Genomic DNA, 21,151 nt, shown 5'->3' with positions numbered 1-21,151 from the left:
ACTTTCCCGCCTGCTCCATCCTCGTCGGGAGGGCGGGCAGGTGTGGCTTCGTGGTGAACAATCGAGGCTAAAGAAGGATATGCGTTCATGAGTCATAGGCTGGGAAGAACGACTCTTCATCTTACGCTCTTGTTTTCCGCAGCGTTTTCACAGGTGGGATACAATCATCCCGAAATTGCATGGAAGACCTTTGAAACAAAGCATTTCTACATTCATTTCTCCAGGGAAACGGAGCGTTCGGCCCGTGAGGGAGCGTTTGTTGCGGAAAGCATCTACCCTCATGTTACCCAATTTTACGACTACGAGCCTCCCGTCAAGACACACATTATCTTTCTTGACACCGACGACGTGTCAAACGGTATTGCCTACGCCTACGACAATAAGATTGAGATCTGGGCATCTCCCCTCGATTTCGAATTGCGGGGAAGCCACCGCTGGCTGCAGAACGTGATCACCCATGAATTCACCCACATCGTTTCCATTCAAAAAGCGATGAAGTTCGGCAGGAGTTTTCCAGGAGCCTATCTACAGTGGATAGGATATGAGGACTACAAGAGGAAGGACGTGCTGTACGGTTATCCCCAAACTCTGGCTTCATATCCGATTCCAGGGTTGACAGTCCCTCCTTGGCTGGCAGAGGGAACTGCACAATATCTGTTTGAAGGATCCAGACACGATTTCTGGGATACTCACCGGGATATGATACTTCGCGATGCCGTATTGAACGGCAACCTTCTTTCATTCACGGAAATAAACACTTTCGGGAAACGGGGAATCGGGAACGAGCTAACGTACAACACAGGATTTGCCTTCGTTCGATTCATAGCTTACAAGTACGGGGACGGGATTTTGATGGAGATTCTCGACCATCTGGCCAGACCTTTTCAATTTTCCGTCGATTCGGCCATTAAGAAAGCGGTGGGCGTCAGCGGGTCGGCGCTTTACGAGGACTTCAAGCAGACTCTGGAGGATCGGTACCGAGCGCTCACCGGGACCATCAACACGAGCGAATTGAAAGGCAAGATTCTTCTGACTGACGGGACGACGAATATTCATCCCAAATGGTCGCCGGGAGCTGATCGCATTGCCTATCTTTCAAATGCCGGAAACGACTTCTTCTCTCAGACTGGTCTTTTCATTTATTCCCTTGAGGATGGAAGATCAGAAAAGATTGCCGATGTCGTCATTTCGGCACCTTCGTGGGCTTCTTCGGGCGATGAGATTTATTATGCCAGGAAGGCCGAACCCGATCTCCATGGTTCAAGATGGTATGACCTCTATGAATACTCTTTTGAAGAGAAAAAGGAAAGCAGGCTTACCCGCGGCGCCAGGACTTTTTCCCCCGTGCTCCTCCCTGGCGACAGCTTGCTGGCTTACCTGTCCATTAAGGATGGTACACACAATGTCTTCCTCATCAACCTGAAAACAAAGGAGTCGGAAAAAATCACGAATTTTGATGATGGTGAACAGCTCTTCGGACTGGCGTATGATTCCACCCATGAGTGGCTCATGTTCGACTATGTCTACAACCATTTCAGGAATACTGCCACACTCAGTCTCGGTGACACGAGTTTTTCGAACCTTTTGGCCACGGAGGAGTGGGATGAACGAGATGTCACATCCACCCCGGCAGGAGGTCTCATCTATGCATGTGACAGAAGCGGCATATTCAATCTGTGCTACATCAATCCGGCCGATGGGAGTCAGGGATTCATAACCAATGTTCTGGGCGGTGCATTCATGCCGGACGTGAATGGAAGTGGAAAAATTGTCTACTCACTGTTTGAAGACGGAGGCTATAAGATTGCAGTCTTGGATTCCATGGAATTGATCGATTCTGAACGGGTGGGATATGGCCCCAACTACTACGCGAAATTCGCAAATCTACCTTCCCCTCTTGACACACAAAATCGACAGGAAGCGGTACCCTACGAAGACCATTTTTCACCCATGTTCATTTTTCCCAAGATAATGATGGATTATGGCATGTTAAAGCCAGGTCTTTACTTCTATTCCAGCGAGATTGTCAATCGTCTGAACGTATTTGGCGGAGCCTCAGTAAACCTGGTACGGGATCTCGACCTGTTTCTCCTGTTCGAATTTCGGAACTTCTATCCGACCCTGTTCACGGAAGTCTACTTCCTCACCCGGCATATTTCGGAAAAATCGAAGCTGATGGACGTCTACGATTTCGATGTCGATGTTCTTTATCGACTGTTCCAGTTGGACAGTGGAATCCGGATACCCATCCGCGGGGTCAACGAGTTGAAGCTGTATGCCTCATATCAGAATTACAGGGCCAGCGCCAACTGGCTGATTGGAGCGGAGAATGTGCTCACCGGTAAGTCAGGGGTAAACTACTATGTTGGAAAGCATCTTGGGGCCAGATGGACCAGCGACGTATTCCGGAAGACAATTGATTACGACATCAACCCGAACAACGGCTTTCAATTGGATATAGATCTGAGGTTCGAAGATGACAGTTTTCTCAATTCTGATAGCTCGGTGGTCGACTACGTCTATGACCATTATGATTTCTTCAGACTCACGGGCCAGGGTGCCCTTCACGTTGCCGTTCCAGGGACGGAGCGATGGACCATTACCGGAGAGCTCAGAGCTGGATGGATGTCCCATGTGGAAACCGATTCTTTTTTCTTTTTCTTCGGAGGGGGCATGCCCGGAATCAAGGGATATCCCTTTTACAGCATTGCGGGAAATCGGATGGCACTCGGGTCGCTTACTCTTCGCATTCCCCTTATGAGGGGAAATCACTACTTGTTTGGACCTCTGATTCTGCAGAACATCGTTCTTGGAATCATCGGACAGACTGGTGACGCCTGGGACTCGAGCAACAAGGGCCGGTTTAGTCCCAAAAAATCCGCGGGCATACAGCTTCGTCTCGGAGGTTTTTCATTCTATAATTACCCCACAGGAATAGGCGTGGAAATGCACAGAGGATTGGATAACTTTAAATCGTTGAAATCGTTGAAAACCCGGTACTATTTCACACTGCTATTCGGCTTTTGACGTGAGAGTCTCATTCTCAGTTTTCCTTCTTGCCTTGATATTGACCTCTGTTGCCACAGCTGGAGAGTCCAGTCTTCTGGTGCACCGGCACGAGGTCAACAGGGGCGTAGGAAAGACTCAGGATCAGGCCCAGACGGATACTTCTGAATCCGTTCCTCACGGTGAAATATATCCCGCCAGAGGTCTCATCCTCTCCCTGGCCATCCCGGGTGCGGGTCAATGGTATGCCGGTGAGAAGACAAGATCGTTGGTTTTTGCGGGTCTGGAAGTGGCAGGACTGGTTGCGTGGTATCGGTTCCGGAGGAAAGGTGAGGACAAAATCACCGATTACGAGCGGTTTGCCGATGAACATTGGAGTCTTCAATCCTGGGTCGAATGGGCCGGGTATCTCTATGCCCAGGGTGAGGAGTATCACGATGTGATTATCGATGGCACTCACCACCTCAAAATCATCCTGGATGGCAGACTTGTATCCTCGGATACCCTGGGTTCGCCGGACTGGCAAGGCGATCTGGAGGCTCTGGAGGTAATCCGGAGTTCGGAATTCTACGAAAATGTGGGGAAGTATGACCAGTTTGTATCGGGTTGGGACGATATCTTTAACCAGAATGGTGAACAGGCATGGGAGCTCCACTATAAAGATGTGGGCGATACGGTGGAAGTCATCATATTGACCAAGAATAAGCGAAGGTATCTGGATTTGAGAAAGGATAGCAACAGGGCTTTCCAGATAGCGGGTTATGCTGTAAGTGCGATGATGCTCAATCATGTTGTCAGTGCCATAGATGCTTTCTGGGTGACAAGAAGGAGGGCGGTGGATTCCCCTCGAATTAACACATCCTTACGTCCCCTTTTCACCACCAAATCAAAGTTTGGTATCGCAGGTATTTCAGTCTCCATAAGCTGGTAGGCAGTATCTCCCATCATCGCGGCCTTAAAGCAGGTGCACTCTAAAACCCTCCTCGGCTGGATTCCAATTCTGGCATTCGCCTTAGCTTGTTCCAAAGCGAAAGTCGACCCCACAGGAGATGATCTTCAGATCCGCTTCGATCATGGAACGACGTATCTTGAGAAGAAAAAATACTACCGCGCTCAGCAAGAATTTGAGCATGTCTTGCTCATGGGAAGACATACAGAGCTGGGTGACGACGCGCAATTCTATCTGGCTGAAGCGTACTTCTTGAATGGTGAATACCTGTTGGCTATCAATGAATACGATCGGCTGGTGAGGCAGATGACCTACAGCCCCTTTGTGGAAAAGAGCCGATTCCGAATCTGTGACAGCTACGCGAAGAAATCGCCCAGGTTCTATCATGACCAGGAATACACTGAAAAGGCGATCCAGAAACTTCAGGAGTTCGTGGAGGATTTTCCCAATTCTGAATACTACGTTGATGTGGTAAAAACGATTCATTCCCTCCGGTCCAAACTGGCGAGAAAGCAGTACGAATCATCCATTCTCTATATCAAAATGGAGGCCTACGATTCCGCCGTTAACTATCTTACCGATTTACTGGCGACTTACTATGACACTCCCTACGCTGACAAGGCTCGATTGAAAATCGTGGAGGCTTATCTTAAGGCGGAAAAGTTCGAGGAAGCGGAGAATTTCTTCGCGGAGAATGAATCTAGATTCGATAACAAGAACTTCCTCGAAGAAGCGAGGGCACTTATTTCCGAAGAGAAAGGCATGAGGGATTAGGAGACAATCGTGAGGATATGTCTTTTTGGCGGTACTTTCGATCCTCCGCATGTGGGTCACTTGATTATCGGCAGGATCGTCAAGGAATCTGAAGATTTTGACAGAATGATTTTTGTTCCCGCCTTCGTTCCGCCCCTGAAAAGCCGCTCCCGTGTATCATCGACAAAAGAAAGGCTGGAGATGCTCAGGCTCTGTCTCGACCGCGACAAGGATTTCGAGTTGTCCAGCGTGGAAATCAACAGGGGTGGTATTTCCTATACCCTGGAGACCATCAGAGAGGTGAAGTCCCACTACCGTCCTGATTCTTCCGAGCTTCATTTCCTCATGGGATCAGACTCTCTCCTTGATTTCCATCTTTGGAAAGATTACGAGAAAATACTGAAGGAATGTCAGGTTCTCGTGGCAGCCAGGCCGGGGTTCCGCGCCAGCCAGATCTCTCCGCAGATCCTATCACGCATTCGCTTTGTCAGAGCCCCCCAGATTGAAATCTCCTCCTCTCAGATTCGGCAGAGAATCCGAGATGGTCTAACCGTGCGGTATATGGTCCTTGATCCTGTCTGGGAGTTCATCAAGGAGCATGGTCTATACGGGTAGTCGCCAATGCTGCAGGTCATAATCCTTCTTTTGGGCGGCGCTCTCCTCCTGTACGTGGGTGGTGAGTTTCTCGTGAGGGGTGGCAGCCGGATGGCCAGGCTACTTGGGATTTCACCCATGGTCGCGGGCCTCACGGTAGTGGCGTTCGGGACATCCCTCCCCGAACTCGTGGTGAGCCTCGTGGCAGCGCTGGAGGGCCGAGAAGCCATCGCCGTGGGAAATGTCATTGGGTCGAACATTGCGAATGTTGGGCTGATTGTGGGGCTAAGTGCGATCGTGTTTCATGTAGCCGTTTCAGGCAAGAGGTTTCTAAGGGATATGAATATCATGCTCGGAGTCACCGTTCTCTTCGGGGTAATGCTCCTCGATGGCTACGTAGCAAGATGGGAGGGACTCGCCCTATTCGTCGGGATCATTGCCTACACTTACTATCGCATTGTTGCCGGGAAAGGAGATAGCGCATCCAGTGGTAAACCTGGCACCGTACCTGCCAACTTAGCTCTCCTGGTTTTCGGGACACTGGGACTGGCATTCGGAGCGAAAATGTTTGTGGACGGTGCCTCTCAGCTGGCAAGAACCCTGGGTGTTGCGGAACTCGTTATCGGACTAACTGTTGTGGCGTATGGCACATCATTACCTGAACTGGCGACATCCCTGGTTGCGGCTTTCAGGAGAGAAAGCGATATATCCATAGGAAACATAATTGGGTCAAACCTTTTCAACATGATGGGCGTGATCGGTCTTGTCTCCCTCGTCTCCCCACTCACAGTAGATCGAGAGGTTTTTACTTTTGAACTCCCCATTATGATTGCATTTTCCCTCGCGCTTTACCCTGTGCTTGTCATGAAAAAAAGAATCTCGAAATTGTATGCTCTTGCATTGTTCCTGGGATACGTTACCTTTCTCATAACCCTGTTCACGCGATAATCTGTGGCAAAAGTCTCCCCATTTGATTTCACCGATGATCAAGTTTGAGAACGTCACCTGCAGTTTTGTCAGTGATCCGGGTGTCATCGACGCAAGCTTTGAGGTAAACAGGGGGGAATTCGTTTGTATCATTGGCCCCACGGGAGCGGGAAAGACGACTCTCCTCCGGTTAGTCTACATGGACATCTTTCCCGAAGAAGGGAGAGTAACCGTGGAGAAATTCTCTTCCTCGAAAATAAAGCGGCGTCATATCCCTCACCTCAGGCGAAAAGTTGGCATGGTATTCCAGGAATTCGAGTTGTTGGAGGACAGGAACGTTTTTGAGAATGTGGCGATCCCCCTGAGGGTGATAGGGATGAAAACAAGGGACATCAGACAACGTGTTAACCAGGTGTTAGAAGAGCTGGGAATGGAGGGGAAACGTAACCATGTTCCTTCCGAACTTTCGGGTGGGGAACAACAGATCATCTCTCTTGCCCGGGCGATTGTCAAGGAGCCGATGGTTGTGTTGGCCGATGAACCCACGGGCAATCTGGATCCCGTATCCTCCTTCAAAATCGTGACACTCCTTGAACAGATCAACAAGAATGGTACTGCCGTACTCATGGCTTCGCACGATTACAATCTGATAAAAGATCGAGGCCATCGGATAATGAGAATCGTAGACGGCTATGTCAGCGGATGACCGATAAGTTCCTCTACCTGATTGCTGAGGGATTTCGGAGTCTTTGGAGAGCGAAACTTTCAGCATTCGCTTCCATCACGGCTATCGGGGTTGCCATGAGCCTTGTGGGTTTCGGCGCGATCCTGGGTGAGAGTTTTTCCAATCTGATTCATATTGCACGCTCGCAATACAAACTGGAAGTGTTTTTTCATCCCCTGATTACGGATTCGGAGGCATCCAGCGTGGTCGTTGAGATTGGGAAAATCCCGGGTGTGCGATCGGCCACCTTGGTTACCAAGCAGGAAGCAGCGGAAATCTTCGAAAGGCAATTTGGGGAAAACATTTTTGAGCTGCTGGAGGAAAATCCTCTTCCGTCAAGTTGTGCGGTGACGTTGATTCAAGAGGGACGCCAGCCCTTGGATGTGAGTCCCATTGTGAGCCGCATGCAGGCTCTTGGCCATGTGGACGAGGTCCGATATCAGGGGGGGGTGATCTCAACTATTGAACGATACTATGAGGGCTTTTTTGCTTTGATTACTGGTCTTGCGGTCATTGTCCTCATTGGAACAGTGATTCTCATCTCAAATACGATTAGGTTAACGATTTATTCCCGGAAGGATCTCATAGAAACGCTCAGATTGGTGGGGGCGACGAATCGGTTCATCCGATTCCCTTTTCTGGTTGAAGGGGTTATTGAGGGTGTGTTAGGTGCTCTCCTCGCGGGTGCTGTCACATACGGGTTCGTGCGGGGTGCTAACTACTTTCTCTCTTTGTTCACAAAGCAGAGGCTCGCTTGGGATATCCGGATTGTCGCTCTCCTTGTATGCGTCGTGGTCGTCTTTTCGGTTGCGGGAAGCGGGCGAGCCGTTCGAAAATTCCTCCGTTAGAGTATATTCATCAGGAGGATACGTAGGCCTTGATTCTCCTGCTTTATGAAGTTAATTTGTCGTGATTAGGTTGCAGAGTACATCATGGAATCAAACGGCAGATTAGAGTCTCCCACGGAGAGGGAACAGGCCATCCTCAAGATGGTTGTCGAAGATTACATCGAGACGGCTATCCCGGTCCCCTCTGTGCGCCTGAAGAAAAAATTCCGGGTTTCATGGAGTCCAGCTACCATCAGAAAAGCACTGCAGACACTCGAGAGTTCCGGTCATTTGAATCATATTCACACATCCTCCGGCAGGGTGCCCACCGATCACGGGTACCGGTTTTACGTCGACGAATTGATGGAGGCCGCCGAGGAGTCTAATCTGCTAAAGCTTCAGATCCTGGAGGAATTGTCGACTGTTGCTTCGAGCGTGGACCAATTGATTCAGGTAACTGCGAATTGCCTGGCCCAGGTGAGCAATCTTTTCGGCTTCGTTCTTCTCTCCTCCAACGAAAAGGCCAGATTGGCCGATCTCCAACTGGTGCCGTTGAGTTCAGGTAGCGTCCTCCTGGTGCTCGGTTTCCAGTCGCAGCAGATAAAGACGGTTATCCTCAATCCTTCGGTTGAGGTGAAGGATGCCCACGTGAATACCGTCGCTTCAGTGCTGAGGGAACGTCTGCTGGACCTGACCATTGACAACATAGAAAAAACCATAGGTGAGCGACTCAAGGGTCAATTGGTCTACGAAAGCGACATCGTCCAGATTCTCATCGAGAATCGGGAGGAGTACTTTTCTCCATTTGCAAGTCAGAATCTCTGCACGTCTCAAAAAAGCTTTCTTCTCCGACACCCCGAGTTCAGCAAGTCCGACCGGCTGCAATCCATTGTTTCGGCACTGGATAACCAGGAGACGCTTTTCAATTCCCTCTCGAGTTACGCCGATCGCAGCAGGACACTGACATTCATAGGCGAGGAAAACTCTGTCGAAGCTCTCAGAAACTGTTCAGTGGTGTCGCGACGTTTCAGAATTGGAGATGTGGGGGGACGTCTGGGTGTTATCGGTCCCACGCGCATGGATTACCATGACGTACACGGCCTGGTGAAAACCTTTTCCAGTGTCATGCGGCAGCTCTTCCATGGCTGAGAAGAAAAAGACCGTCAAAACGCCGCCGAAGGCGTCGAAAGCCAAGCCCAAAAAGGCCGCCCGACCCTCCAAGGTATCCCGCCTCGAAAATGAGGTAAACCGTCTGAAGGCGTCTCTGTCGGAATTTGAGGACAGACACCTCCGTTTGAGGGCAGAATTTGACAATTACCGTAAGAGAAAGGAGAGGGAACTTGCCAGGCTTCTCAGATACGAAGGGGAGGAGATTACTCGAGGCTTCCTCAGAGTTGTGGATGATCTTGAGAGGATTGTCCGTTCCGTTGACGGAGGAAAACCTGAGAACGTGGATGCCGTCATCGACGGGGTAAACCTGGTTCTGGAGAAGCTGATGAAGCGATTGAAAGAATTGGAGGTGGAGCCATTTGAGTCCGTGGGAGAGACATTCGATCCCGAGTTGCATGAAGCGATGATGACCCAGAAGTCGGACAGCCACAAAGATCATGAGATTACCCAGGAATTCACGAAAGGATACAGGTTCAAGGACAAGGTGATTCGCCACGCAAAGGTCGTGGTGAATTCAGCATCGGGCGACGAAAGTGAATAGCGGATGAGAAAAGACTTCTACGAGATTCTAGGTGTGGACAGAAACGCAGCCGAAAGCGAGATTAAGAGAAAATACCGGAAACTCGCCATGCGATATCATCCTGACAGGAACCCCGGTGACGGTGAAGCAGAGCAGAAGTTCAAGGAGGCGGCTGAAGCATATTCTGTCCTGAGTGATCCCGGAAAGCGGACGCAGTACGATCAGTTCGGTCATGCGGGAATGGAAGGAGGAACCGGGGGTTTTGGTGGTTTTGGATTCGCTGATTTCGATCTATCCGATGCTCTCCGCACGTTCATGGAAGGTTTCGGTTCATTCGATGATTTCTTTGGGGGTGCCACACGTCGGCCGCAGAGGCGCAGGGCCGGGGATCTCAGGATTACGCTGGAGCTGACCCTTGAAGAAGTCGCCCTGGGAGTAGAGAAAACGGTTAAGCTAAGACGGCTCGAGATATGCGATACCTGTGGCGGCGGTGGTGCCCAGCCCGGAACGAAACCGTCTCAGTGTCCCAACTGCAACGGAACGGGACAGGTTAGACAGATCTCCCGTTCCCTTTTCGGACAATTCGTGAATGTGGGTCAGTGTCCTCACTGTGGAGGGAAAGGCGAGATTGTCACCGACCCTTGTCGCACCTGCTCCGGCGAGGGAAGGGTCAGGCGATCGGTACAGGTTAAGGTGGAAGTTCCAGCCGGAGTCTCGACAGGGAATTATATGACACAGAGAGGTGAAGGGAACAAAGGCCCGCGAGGGGCGGAAAATGGCGACTTGATCATCTTTTTTGAGGAGAAAGAGCATCGGTACTTTACGCGTCACGGTGTCGACATCCTTACCCAGGCTGAGATTACGATTTCTCAGGCGGCATTGGGGGATTCGGTAGAAATTCCAACCCTCACGGGCAAGGCCAGGCTCACCATTCCAGCGGGTATCCAGTCCGGCCAAGTGCTGAGAATGAAGGGTAAGGGAATTCCTGAATTGAGAGGGAGCAGGAGAGGGAATCAGCTCGTTAGCATCCAGGTGAAGACGCCTACTTCTCTGAATTCGAAGGAGAAGGCTCTCCTGAAGGAGCTGGCTTCCTCCAACGGAAGCATGGGGAAAACGGTGGTGCGAAGAATCCCTACCTAATGCCATGACGTCCCACGAAAAGCTGATCCTACGTTTTCTGTTAACCGTATTGGCCGTCGGCTTGGTCGTCGGGTTCGTCAGAAGGACCTGGTTTTCGCCGTCGCTTGAAACGTTGGTAGATCCGGAGGCAATGGCGGAGAAAGTCGCAGCCGCTGCGGAAAACACGCGTGCCCGGCATCTCAAAGTCGACAGGATGGATACGGGTGTCGAAACAGGAGAAAAGATAAACCTGAACAACGCGCCCAAATATCAATTGATGTTGTTACCAGGTGTGGGGCCCGCCCTAGCGGAACGAATACTCATATTCAGAGAAGACCATGGTGATTTTGAATCGATTGAGGAGCTTGCCCGCGTGAAGGGCATCGGAGAAAAAACAGTCCAGGGACTTCGCGAGTGGGTGACTGTTGAGGGTCAAAATCAGAAGGATTTTGAAGAAGAGTAAGGAGAGGCAGACCGGATGGCAGAACTATCGGATGTGAGATACAAGTGGTGGTTGGGAGATCTTCTGGAACTGGGGATTCTTGTGGCAATGCTGGTGTTCATGGCTGTCATCTATATTCCAAGATCAATTTGGGATGAGGAGAACGAGATCAGGGATGAAAGTCGATTTCGTATGGAAAATGTGTATGACATATTGAGCTTCTTTGAGACACTCACGGGCGACAGGACCGCGGATCCACTTCTTGCGTTGAGGGTCATAAATGCTGCACGGGATTCCCTCACGGCGGATTCCACATTTCTGGGTCCCCGGCACATTATTCTTGATGGGGAAAACGTTCTGGTGGATATGTATTCGGGATACGGTGCTTCATTCGATACATCCTTTGGCTATTTTAGGACGAGGAAAGACACGCTTGTGGACACCGTTCTGACGGTTGTACGGTTCAACCGGGAACTATCGCTCAATGATACCTCCTTTGTCCGCCTGGAAGAGATTGATCCCTTTTTGGAGGATACAACCCTGGTGGGCATTCCGGATACTGCGATCTCCACCCACATTGAGGTCGTGAGCTATTATGAATCCTACATGCCCGATTCGTCCATGCTATTCTGTCCCCTGACGAATCTTCCCTATATCGTTGAGGCTGGAGAAGAGGGGCTGAAAGTCGAGAGTCCTATTGTGAAATCTTATGAAGAGCCGCGTTACCTGTTATTCTCCTTTCGAGCCGAATCTCACGGCAGTGTTGAAAACGCTGAAAAGAGCTGGGCTCGATTCTGAATACCCATGCTTGCTGTTGGAATCAAGGATGATTGGGTTCGATATGCCCAGGCTGATATAGAAGACCAGTCGCTGGTGCTTAACCTTCTCGATGGTCATCCCCTTCCAGCCGAACTGAAGTCGTTCGACCAGGGATCTCCGGAAATGGCCGGGGAGTTTCAAAAACTTTTCCAGGGGATCGTCTCTTCCTCGAGTGTACCGGACAGGGACGTATACGTGTCGCTCGGAGAAGAGTGGATAGAGTGCCTTCTGCTGGAGGCGGACGGCCGGCTGACCGACGAGGGAAAAGAGGGGTATTTGAATTGGATCTTGAAACAGCGGCTGGGAACCCTTTGGGATGACACGGTTGCCTTTTTTCAGGATGAGGGAAACGGTGGAAACAAGTCACCTCAGGTCTTATCTTGCCTCGCCCTGAGGGGACTCATCGAAGTGATTAAGTCAGCGGTCAATGCCACGGGGGGTCGCCCCAGGTGGATGGAGTCGAGTGTACAGTCTATTGGGCGAGTGGTGGCAAAGATGGACCCGGGACCCTCAGTTTCCGCAGTGGTAATGGAGCCTCATGCGGGTGGGTATGGAGTGCAATTCTATGACAGAGGACAGTTGCGATCCTTGGCGGAACTAAGGCTCCAATCGGGAAAGTTCCGTGACAGGTATGTAAAAGGTGATTCAGCCTTTGCGAAACAGTGCCTCTCTAATTTGAACCACCTCGTCCACGGCGGAGGGTCCGAACCTGTGATGGATTTTCATCTTTTTTTGGTGGGTGAATTTTCGGACAAACAGCTGGAAATTCTCCTGCCAGATGATTATTCAGATTCTGTTACGTTGGTACATCCTTTTTCACACATGAGGACGGGTAAGATTAAGTTGCCCGATACTCCACAGGGTTCCTGGTTCGTGCATGTTTTAGGGCTGTTGCTGCTGGAGCTTGACTGATGAACGACATCGATCTTCTCAGCAAGTCCGGGTTTCAAGAGAGGAAATCAGAAGCGGACAAGGGAAAGGAGAAAAAATCCCCGAAGAAATCTCATCGGTTTTCACTTAATGAGTTTCTGGCCGTCCTTGTGGCGATCGCGCTGGGTCTCCTGGTTTGGTGGTTTTTTTCGCTGAAGTCCTTCGTTAAGTCCGAGGTGAAGGAGTATACACCGGACGAATTCATGATGAGACCCGGGTCGTGATCGCACTATTGATCCAGGCCGGAGTGTTCAAAGGGTTACGGATCCAGACGGGGGATGTGAGACACCTCCGCCCTACAACTTCGAGAATAAGGGAGAGCATCTTCAACATGGTTCCGAACGTCTCTGAGGCGAAGGTATTGGATTTGTACGCCGGATGCGGCACGCTGGGTTTTGAAGCATTGAGCCGCGGTGCGTCCTCGGTCATGTTCGTCGATCATGACAGGCGAGCAATCGAGATAATTGAGCTTAACGGGAAGTTATTCCGTGGTCATGACGTTGAAGTTGCACGCATGGATTCCTTTGAATATCTTAGTCGTTCTGATGAGAATTTCGATCTCATCTTCGCCGATCCGCCCTATGGTGAGGTGAATCTTCCGGTCTTGAAAACGTCGGCATGGACCCACCTGATTGGTGGCGGTTTTCTCATAATTGAGTCGGCCTTCCGGGATGGGTGGCGTGACGGGCATGCGACCATCAAGCGCTACGGGGATACACAGGTCTCACTCTTCAAGAAAGAATGAAATCCGTGAGAAAAGCCATTTATCCGGGCTCTTTCGATCCCATTACGAAAGGGCATATTGATATCATAGACCGGGTGACGAAACTCTTTGACCATCTAGTAATTACCATTGCCACTAACCGGGACAAGGAGCCTCTATTCGATCTGGAGCAACGTAAGAACATGATCGAAGAATGCACGCGGAATTACTCAAACCTGGAGGTAACCTCCACCGGAGGTCTTGTTGTGGAGTACGCAAAAAGTATCGGGGCATGCGCGCTGATTCGCGGACTGCGGTTTGTGAGCGATATTGAGTTTGAGTTTCAGATGGCCTGGATGAATCGACGTCTGAGCGAGGAAATTGTCACCGTCTTTCTCATGACTGATGCCAAATATACTCATCTCAATTCCACAATCATTCGCGAGGTCTCAGAGCTTGGAGGAGACGTTCATGAACTTGTTCCACCAGGTGTCGCGCTCAGTCTGAGAGAAAAATTCTCCGGAAAGAGATAGACCACACTATTCGCTCAATCCTTCTTTCGGGTACCGGAATAGTCAGAAATCTGTTTTTTGGCCTGATCAATTCATCCCGACCGGTCCGGATGAATTGATCACCCTTCCCTGCATTCTACGGGATCTTCGACGGGCCGCATGTCCCGAGAACTTTCGGGACTGCCTGCCTGGCGGTCAGACAGGCGAGGCTAACCTCCCGCCGGGCGGGACCAATCGGTGAATTGTTCATCGGAAGAACGGAGACAAATAGAAATGTATTTGTCTCACCTGTAAATAACATTTACTCTATCTTCGCCGATGAGCAATTCAGATTAGGACGTAATTACTCTTCAAAACCGGCTGGCATTTAGTAAATTCTTTGATGATTTGTTTCATTTTTTGTGGTTTCTTCCTTGACCACTAAAAGGCACGGTGAGAGGTGAATCGAAGGAGGGACAATGCCCACCTATGATTATCGATGTGACGCATGCGGACACAAGTTCGAATTTCTGCAAAGTATAACTGAAGCGCCTCTGACAGAATGCCCGGTATGTGGCGGAGCAGTCCGTCGTCTCATAGGCGCCGGAGCAGGTCTTATCTTCAAAGGATCGGGGTTCTACGTTACTGATTACCGGAAGGATTCATCGAAGGGAGAAGAAAAATCAAGTTCAAAACCTGAGCGAGAAGAGAAGAAGTCAGACGGTAAGAAGACATCAACCGACGGGGATAAGGGTGATTGACTATGGGAAACGATAGGGATATGGAGGTTTCTGAAGGTGGAGAGCACATCGTTCTGCAAAACGACAGACTGATCGTTCCGGATAGTCCAGTCATTCCCTTTATTGAAGGTGACGGCATAGGCCCGGACGTCTGGAACGCAGCCGTGCGCGTATTGGATTCGGCCGTGAAAAAATCGTACACGGGCAAGCGCAGAATCATTTGGAAGGAAGTCCAGGCAGGAAGCAGGTCGTACGAGGCGGCCGGCCAATGGCTGCCCGAGGAGACCGTTGAAACCATCCGCGAATTCTTTGTCGCAATTAAAGGTCCTCTTACCACGCCCGTGGGGGGAGGGATCCGTAGTTTGAATGTTGCTTTAAGGCAACTCCTGGACCTTTACGCATGCGTCCGCCCGGTGCGCTGGTTGAAAGGAGTACCATCTCCGGTGAGGCATCCCGAAAGGATGGATGTGGTGATCTTCCGGGAGAACACGGAAGATGTGTACGCGGGCATTGAGTGGCAGGGGGGCAGTGAGGACGCCAGCAGGCTAATCGAGTTCGTCAATACCAATTTCCAAAAGAACATCCGGGCGGAATCGGGCATCGGGATCAAACCCATGAGTCCTTTCGGCTCAAAGCGTCTCGTGAGGAAAGCCCTGGAGTACGCCACCGACCGAAACCGCAAATCGGTCACGATCGTCCACAAGGGAAACATCATGAAGTTTACGGAGGGGGCCTTTAAGGATTGGGGTTACGAAGAGGCAATCGAGCGATTCCGTGACAGGATCATCACGGAGGCAGAATTATGGGATGAGACCTGGGCGGAGAATGGGGTTACGCCCGTCACCAAACCCGGAGCTTTTGCCCGGTTGCGAAACGGAAACCCCCCTGGGAATCCCGGTGGAAGAATCGTGGTAAAAGATCGTATTGCCGATTCCATGTTTCAACAGATTCTCACGAGGACGGATGAGTACGACGTCATATGTGCGCCAAATCTAAATGGTGACTACCTTTCCGATGCCGCCGCTGCCCAGGTGGGGGGTCTGGGAATGGCTCCCGGAGGCAATATTGGAGACCATGTGGCCGTGTTCGAGGCGACTCACGGGACTGCCCCAAAGTATGCCGGTCAGGATAAGGTGAACCCCGGTTCTCTTATTCTGTCGGGTGTCATGATGCTGGAATATCTTGGGTGGCAGGAGGCGGCAGATGCGGTGGTTCGGGCCATGGAGCAGACCATCTTGCAGAAGACCGTGACCTATGATCTTGAGCGTCAGATGGAGGGCGCCACCAAGGTTTCAACATCGAAATTCGCCGACGACGTTATCGGAAATATGTGATCTACCTTCATACTCTCCGTACTTTCTTCATGTCTGTTTTTTATTCCCCTTCGCGCGCATTAGGCCATTCGGTAGTCGTATTCAGACAGCAGGTATAAGTTCGCATAATCGAGGCTTATCTCGTCCCTATCATGTTTGTGGATTATGCAAAAATAAGAGTTACGGCGGGCCACGGAGGAAACGGATGTGTCTCCTTTCGCCGGGAAAAGTACATCCCGAAAGGTGGTCCCGATGGCGGTAATGGTGGGCGAGGTGGACATATCATATTCAGGGCGAATTCACAGTTCCATACCCTTCAGGACGTTCGATACAGAAAGCATTATCGGGCAGCCAACGGCCGTGACGGCTCTGGCGGAAGGAAAACCGGGAAGGGTGGTGAGGACGTGATCGTCCCTGTGCCGGTGGGAACCGTCTTCCGGGGGAAAGGGAAAGACGCTGTCCTCGCCGACCTCGTGGAAACCGGCGGCCAATTCATCGCGGCACACGGTGGAAAAGGGGGAAAGGGGAACGCTGAATTCACCACCCCAACACGCCAGGCTCCCCGCTATGCAGAGTCCGGTGAAAATGGGGAAGAATTGATATATGAAGTTGAGCTAAAAGTTTTGGCCGACGTGGCGCTCGTAGGGCTACCCAACGCGGGCAAATCAACCCTCCTGTCAAGACTGTCATCAGCCAGGCCCAAAATCGCCGATTACCCGTTCACGACTCTGCAACCACACCTGGGAATCGTCAAGTACGGTGATTTTCGATCGCTTGTCATGGCGGATATTCCCGGTCTGATCGAGGGTGCGAGTAAGGGAAAAGGACTCGGTTTTCGTTTTCTCAAGCATATAGAACGAACCTCGGCTCTTGCCATTCTCATTGAGTCGACGGAGGAGAATCTCGGTTCGGTATGCGCCAGCTTGGCGAAGGAACTGGAATCTTACAGTGAGAAACTCATTGCTTTGCCGACGGTTGTCGTTCTCACCAAAGTCGATTTGCTTCAGGACAAGAATCGGTTACCCGCTATGGTGAATGATTATGAAACCGTGGCCATCTCCAGCATCTCCGGTTTTGGATTGAAACAACTTGTCGAAAAGCTATCCTCGTTCATCGATGAAAAACAGTGATCTTATTTCCCTGCTCCGGCTAATTGAAGTCTCGGGCCTCGGACCTACTCGGATAAGGCTGCTTGTGGAAGAGTTCGGAAGCCCTGAAGATGTTTTCCACGCATCTTTGAGAGCCCTTTGTCGGGTGGAAAGAGTGGACATCAAACTGGCACAGAAGATCACCGAGCACCCTTCGTCTCCATTTGCGCGTGATCAGCTTGAAAGGGCAAAGAAACTGCACACCGATGTCGTGACGTTATGGGACAACAGTTATCCCGATCTGCTGAAAAAGATTTATGATCCACCCGTCCTTCTGTTTGTAAGAGGATCGTTGACGGGGAAGGATGAAGACTGTCTGGCCATTGTGGGGACTCGAAAGCCTTCCCCGTACGGGATGGGGGTGGTCAACAATATCGCGGAGGGACTGGCGAGAGTTGGCCTCACCGTTGTTAGCGGGTTGGCCCGGGGAATTGACACACTGGCTCACAAAGCGGTCCTTCGAGCCGGGGGCAGGACCGTTGCCGTGTTGGGAAATGGTCTGGATATCACCTATCCTCCTGAAAACCGGAGGCTACTCCCGTTGATTGAAGACAGAGGTGCCCTTGTATCTGAGTTTCCCTTTGGGACAAAACCCGATGCCGGGAACTTTCCCCGCCGCAATCGGATTATCAGTGGATTGAGTCACGCCACCATCGTGGTTGAAGCAGGAAATCGCAGCGGAGCGTTGTTGACGGCTTTTAACGCTGTTGACCAGAACAGGGAGGTGTTTGCCGTTCCCGGGCGTCTCACAGACAGGATGAGCACTGGATGCCTGCGTCTCATTCGCCACGGAGCCATACCAGTGGAAAGTGTGCAACAGATTGTAGATATCGTAAATCCCAAGTTGAAACACCCGTCCAAACCTGTTCAGAAAGAGCTGAACCTCGACCTAAAATCGGACGAGATGAAAGTTTATTCGGTTCTCTCAAATGAACCGAAGCATGTGGATGCCATAGTTGAAGAAATGAACCTCCAACCCTCGTCTGTCCTGGACTTGTTGCTCAGGCTGGAGTTAAAGGATGCAGTTGTTCAACTGAGTGGAAAGCGGTTTGTAAGGAAGTAGACGACTGTTGTTTCAGGTAAGGAATCGATGTATGATTTTGACATGTTCGTTTATAAGCGTAAATTTATTTTCTGGCAGAAACTTAAACAGGTGATTCCATATTTCGGAACAGACGCCTATGTCACCGTCGGGTCTCGGAGGTGAGTCCCGGGCTTTTCGCCGTAAAACGTCAGGAGGGAAAATGAGTCAGAACGGACCGGATGAGCGTTGGGCGGAGTTTCACAGCTTGATTGGGACCGCCCAGACAATCGTCTTCTCCACGCACGTGGAGCCCGATGGGGACGGGCTCGGCTCGCAGGTGGCTATGTATCAGTTTCTTTCGCTCCGGGGTAAGAAGTGTAGAATTCTCAATCCCTCGCCGCTTCCCGATGCGTATCTGTTCCTGTCAGATCTGGCCCCTTTTGAGTACTACGACCGGGCATCACACGCCCACTGGCTGGAGCACGTGGATCTTGCGGTGATTTTCGACAGTGGAAGCTACAAGCGCCTTGCTCAACTGGGGGAGGATCTCAGAAGACTGACCGTACCCACCTTTTCCCTCGATCATCATCCTCATCCCAATCCCAATGGTTTTGTATACACATTGCATGACGTTTCCGCCTGCGCAACCGGCTATCTTTTGTACGAATATATGAAATATGCCACGGCCCGTTGGGGTGGTGATGACGGACTCACGAAAGAAATTGCCGAGGGACTGTACGTTGCCTTAATGACCGATACAGGTTCTTTCCGCTTCAACAATACCTCGGCCGGAGCTCATCAAATGGCCAGCGAATTGATTCGCCTTGGAATCAGGCCTTATGACTTATACCAACGCGTGTATGAATCGACACCCGTGGAGAGGATTCTTCTCATGGCAGATTCTCTTGAGACGGTCCGGTTGACCGGAGGAGGAAAATTGGCCTGGTTCACGGTCACAAGGGAGATGATCAAGAAAGTGGGGGCACGCCCCGAGTACGTCAGCGGATTTACGGACGTCGTCAGATCGATTCGAGGAGTTGAAGTTGCGGTAATGGTCCACGAACTCACGGGGGATAGCTGCCGGGTGAATTTCCGGTCAAAAGGGCGAGTTAGGATCGACATGGTGGCACGCCGGATGGGGGGAGGGGGGCACCCGTTTGCTGCGGGCACCACCGTCCAGATGGGGCTGGAACAGGCCGTTGAGTATGTCGTTTCAAATACGTTGAGAGAATTGGAGTCTCAGATGGCCAACGGGAGTGCTGCGTGAAGATAACGATAGCCAAGGACGCCGGATACTGTTTCGGTGTCAGAGACGCCGTAAGCTTGGCGTACGAAAACGCCAGCCATAACGGGGAAGTCTTCATGCTGGGGCATATTGTTCACAACGAGCGTGTGGTGAAAGACCTGTCGGAGGCCGGGACACGGGTTGTGGAAAACCTGGACAATGTTCCTGAAAAAGCCCCGGTATTGTTCCGGGCCCACGGGACGGCAGCAGCAATCTGGTCCAAAGCCCAGGAGAAGGGCATGAACATTATTGATGCCACCTGCCCCCTCGTCCAGGAGATACACAGTGAGGTTCAGAGTCTCGAAAAAGAGGGCCGTCCCATCATTATCATTGGAGATCACGGACATGACGAGGTCGTTGGGATTGCGAGCCAGGTGAAGGATCCCGTCATTGTGGCTACGCCTGAGGAGGCCCAGGGGCTTCGCAAGATGAAGAAGGCAGGAGTGGTGAGCCAGTCGACTCAGACCATCGAAAACGTTCAGGCGATTGTCAACATTTTGATGACCAAGGTGTATGATCTCCACTTTATCAATACCATATGTTATCCCACGAAGCGCAATCAGCAACAAATCAAGGAACTGGCCCGGGATAGTGATGTCATGATCATTATCGGATCATTTACAAGCGCGAATTCCAAGCGGCTGACCGAGCTTGCCCGGGAGATTAATCCAAATACATATCAGGTGAATTCCTCAGATGAGATCGACTCTTCCTGGCTTTCAGTAGCGGAGAGGGTCGGCATCTCGGCGGGTGCGTCGACACCCGATTATTTGATTGAGGAAGTCAAGACAACCATTGAAGAAATTTCGGCACAAGTCGAGGAGGTGAGGAAAGATGGAAAAGGGATCATTTGAGGTCAAGGTCGGTCTTGCTGAGATGCTCAAAGGTGGTGTCATTATGGATGTCACAACCGTCGAGCAAGCGAAGATCGCAGAGGATGCGGGTGCCGTGGCGATTATGGCCTTGGAGCGGATACCGGCGGACATTCGCGAGGAGGGGGGCATTGCCCGGATGTCAGACCTCAAGATGATTGAGACCATTCAGAAGGAAGTGTCCATACCGGTGATGGCAAAATGCCGCATAGGTCACTTTGCCGAGGCACAGATTCTGGAGGCCATCGGTGTTGATTTTATCGATGAAAGTGAAGTATTGACTCCTGCCGATGAAGCTCATCACATCAACAAGCACCCTTTCAAGGTTCCGTTCGTCTGTGGATGCCGGGATCTCGGTGAAGCCCTTCGAAGGATCGGCGAGGGAGCTGCGCTGATCCGGACCAAAGGAGAGGCGGGAAGTGGAAACATCGTGGAAGCTGTGAGGCATATGAGAAGTGTCCAGGATCAGATAAGGGAATTGACGGTTCTTGGCGAAGAGGAAATGATGGCAAAAGCCAAGGAATTGGGGGCTCCCTACAGTCTGGTGAAACAGGTGGCCAAATTGGGAAAACTCCCTGTGCCTAACTTCGCTGCCGGAGGCATCGCCACGCCCGCCGATACCGCTCTAATGATGCAACTTGGGGCTGAAAGCGTCTTTGTAGGATCCGGAATCTTCAAATCTGAGGATCCCCCTGCGAGGGGAAAGGCAATTGTCGCCGGAGTAACCTACTACAATGACCCGACAAAGCTGGGGGAAGTCTCTTATGGACTGAAGAAGGCCATGAAAGGGGTCGA

Annotated in this window: 23 protein-coding genes; all 23 read left to right on the top strand. The window is 51.1% G+C overall.

Going from position 1 to position 21,151, the window contains the following annotated elements; all coding sequences use genetic code 11:
• The first annotated feature begins 87 nt into the window (after positions 1–87).
• Positions 88–3,027 (top strand): hypothetical protein, encoded by a 2,940-nt coding sequence (locus V3U24_01185; GenBank protein ID MEE9166069.1) that lies wholly within the window; start codon positions 88–90, stop codon positions 3,025–3,027.
• A gap of 1 nt (position 3,028) precedes the next feature.
• The gene (locus V3U24_01180; GenBank protein ID MEE9166068.1) at positions 3,029–3,937 is read left to right on the top strand and encodes a hypothetical protein; all 909 of its coding nucleotides are present in this window, start codon (positions 3,029–3,031) and stop codon (positions 3,935–3,937) included.
• Positions 3,938–3,970: 33 nt separating this feature from the next.
• Complete coding sequence (bamD, locus tag V3U24_01175; GenBank protein ID MEE9166067.1) at positions 3,971–4,729, top strand: outer membrane protein assembly factor BamD; 759 nt, start codon at positions 3,971–3,973, stop codon at positions 4,727–4,729.
• Between the two features lie 9 nt (positions 4,730–4,738).
• Positions 4,739–5,323: a nicotinate-nucleotide adenylyltransferase gene (nadD, locus tag V3U24_01170; GenBank protein MEE9166066.1), complete on the top strand. Its 585-nt coding sequence runs from the start codon at positions 4,739–4,741 to the stop codon at positions 5,321–5,323.
• A 6-nt stretch (positions 5,324–5,329) separates the two neighbouring features.
• Positions 5,330–6,250 (top strand): calcium/sodium antiporter, encoded by a 921-nt coding sequence (locus V3U24_01165; protein ID MEE9166065.1) that lies wholly within the window; start codon positions 5,330–5,332, stop codon positions 6,248–6,250.
• 34 nt (positions 6,251–6,284) lie between these two features.
• Entirely contained in the window at positions 6,285–6,935 is a 651-nt protein-coding gene (locus V3U24_01160; GenBank protein ID MEE9166064.1) for an ATP-binding cassette domain-containing protein, read from the top strand.
• Positions 6,932–7,801: a permease-like cell division protein FtsX gene (locus V3U24_01155; protein ID MEE9166063.1), complete on the top strand. Its 870-nt coding sequence runs from the start codon at positions 6,932–6,934 to the stop codon at positions 7,799–7,801. Before V3U24_01160 ends, V3U24_01155 begins: the two co-directional genes overlap by 4 nt.
• A gap of 84 nt (positions 7,802–7,885) precedes the next feature.
• Entirely contained in the window at positions 7,886–8,929 is a 1,044-nt protein-coding gene (hrcA, locus tag V3U24_01150) for a heat-inducible transcriptional repressor HrcA (protein ID MEE9166062.1), read from the top strand.
• A complete protein-coding gene (locus V3U24_01145; GenBank protein MEE9166061.1) occupies positions 8,922–9,491 on the top strand; it encodes a nucleotide exchange factor GrpE in 570 nt (189 codons plus the stop codon). Before hrcA ends, V3U24_01145 begins: the two co-directional genes overlap by 8 nt.
• Positions 9,492–9,494: 3 nt before the next feature.
• Positions 9,495–10,610 carry a molecular chaperone DnaJ gene (gene dnaJ / locus V3U24_01140; protein ID MEE9166060.1) on the top strand — a complete coding sequence of 372 codons (1,116 nt, stop codon included), beginning with the start codon at positions 9,495–9,497 and terminating at the stop codon, positions 10,608–10,610.
• A gap of 130 nt (positions 10,611–10,740) precedes the next feature.
• Positions 10,741–11,052, top strand: coding sequence for a helix-hairpin-helix domain-containing protein (locus V3U24_01135; protein ID MEE9166059.1), 312 nt, complete (start codon positions 10,741–10,743; stop codon positions 11,050–11,052).
• 15 nt (positions 11,053–11,067) lie between these two features.
• Complete coding sequence (locus V3U24_01130) at positions 11,068–11,829, top strand: hypothetical protein (GenBank protein ID MEE9166058.1); 762 nt, start codon at positions 11,068–11,070, stop codon at positions 11,827–11,829.
• Positions 11,830–11,835: 6 nt separating this feature from the next.
• Complete coding sequence (locus V3U24_01125; protein ID MEE9166057.1) at positions 11,836–12,762, top strand: hypothetical protein; 927 nt, start codon at positions 11,836–11,838, stop codon at positions 12,760–12,762.
• Positions 12,762–13,004, top strand: a complete 243-nt coding sequence (locus V3U24_01120; GenBank protein MEE9166056.1) for a hypothetical protein — start codon at positions 12,762–12,764, stop codon at positions 13,002–13,004. The genes V3U24_01125 and V3U24_01120 overlap by 1 nt, the downstream gene beginning before the upstream one ends.
• Positions 13,001–13,525 carry an RsmD family RNA methyltransferase gene (locus V3U24_01115; GenBank protein MEE9166055.1) on the top strand — a complete coding sequence of 175 codons (525 nt, stop codon included), beginning with the start codon at positions 13,001–13,003 and terminating at the stop codon, positions 13,523–13,525. The genes V3U24_01120 and V3U24_01115 overlap by 4 nt, the downstream gene beginning before the upstream one ends.
• The gene (coaD, locus tag V3U24_01110) at positions 13,522–14,016 is read left to right on the top strand and encodes a pantetheine-phosphate adenylyltransferase (GenBank protein ID MEE9166054.1); all 495 of its coding nucleotides are present in this window, start codon (positions 13,522–13,524) and stop codon (positions 14,014–14,016) included. The genes V3U24_01115 and coaD overlap by 4 nt, the downstream gene beginning before the upstream one ends.
• A gap of 437 nt (positions 14,017–14,453) precedes the next feature.
• Positions 14,454–14,735, top strand: coding sequence for an FmdB family zinc ribbon protein (locus V3U24_01105; protein MEE9166053.1), 282 nt, complete (start codon positions 14,454–14,456; stop codon positions 14,733–14,735).
• Positions 14,736–14,737: 2 nt separating this feature from the next.
• Entirely contained in the window at positions 14,738–16,048 is a 1,311-nt protein-coding gene (icd, locus tag V3U24_01100; GenBank protein MEE9166052.1) for an isocitrate dehydrogenase (NADP(+)), read from the top strand.
• Positions 16,049–16,179: 131 nt separating this feature from the next.
• Entirely contained in the window at positions 16,180–17,157 is a 978-nt protein-coding gene (obgE, locus tag V3U24_01095; GenBank protein ID MEE9166051.1) for a GTPase ObgE, read from the top strand.
• Positions 17,117–18,238, top strand: a complete 1,122-nt coding sequence (dprA, locus tag V3U24_01090) for a DNA-processing protein DprA (GenBank protein ID MEE9166050.1) — start codon at positions 17,117–17,119, stop codon at positions 18,236–18,238. Before obgE ends, dprA begins: the two co-directional genes overlap by 41 nt.
• 181 nt (positions 18,239–18,419) lie before the next feature.
• Positions 18,420–19,466 carry a bifunctional oligoribonuclease/PAP phosphatase NrnA gene (locus tag V3U24_01085; protein MEE9166049.1) on the top strand — a complete coding sequence of 349 codons (1,047 nt, stop codon included), beginning with the start codon at positions 18,420–18,422 and terminating at the stop codon, positions 19,464–19,466.
• Positions 19,463–20,338 carry a 4-hydroxy-3-methylbut-2-enyl diphosphate reductase gene (gene ispH, locus V3U24_01080; protein MEE9166048.1) on the top strand — a complete coding sequence of 292 codons (876 nt, stop codon included), beginning with the start codon at positions 19,463–19,465 and terminating at the stop codon, positions 20,336–20,338. Before V3U24_01085 ends, ispH begins: the two co-directional genes overlap by 4 nt.
• On the top strand, positions 20,319–21,151 hold an 833-nt coding region (pdxS, locus tag V3U24_01075; GenBank protein ID MEE9166047.1), incomplete at its 3' end, for a pyridoxal 5'-phosphate synthase lyase subunit PdxS. The genes ispH and pdxS, both read left to right, overlap by 20 nt.

It is taken from the genome of Candidatus Neomarinimicrobiota bacterium (genome assembly GCA_036476315.1).
GTDB lineage: Bacteria > Fidelibacterota > Marinisomatia > Marinisomatales > S15-B10 > JAZGBI01.
Note: the sequence above shows the minus strand (reverse complement) of the source record. Positions and strands in the feature narration are given on the sequence as shown.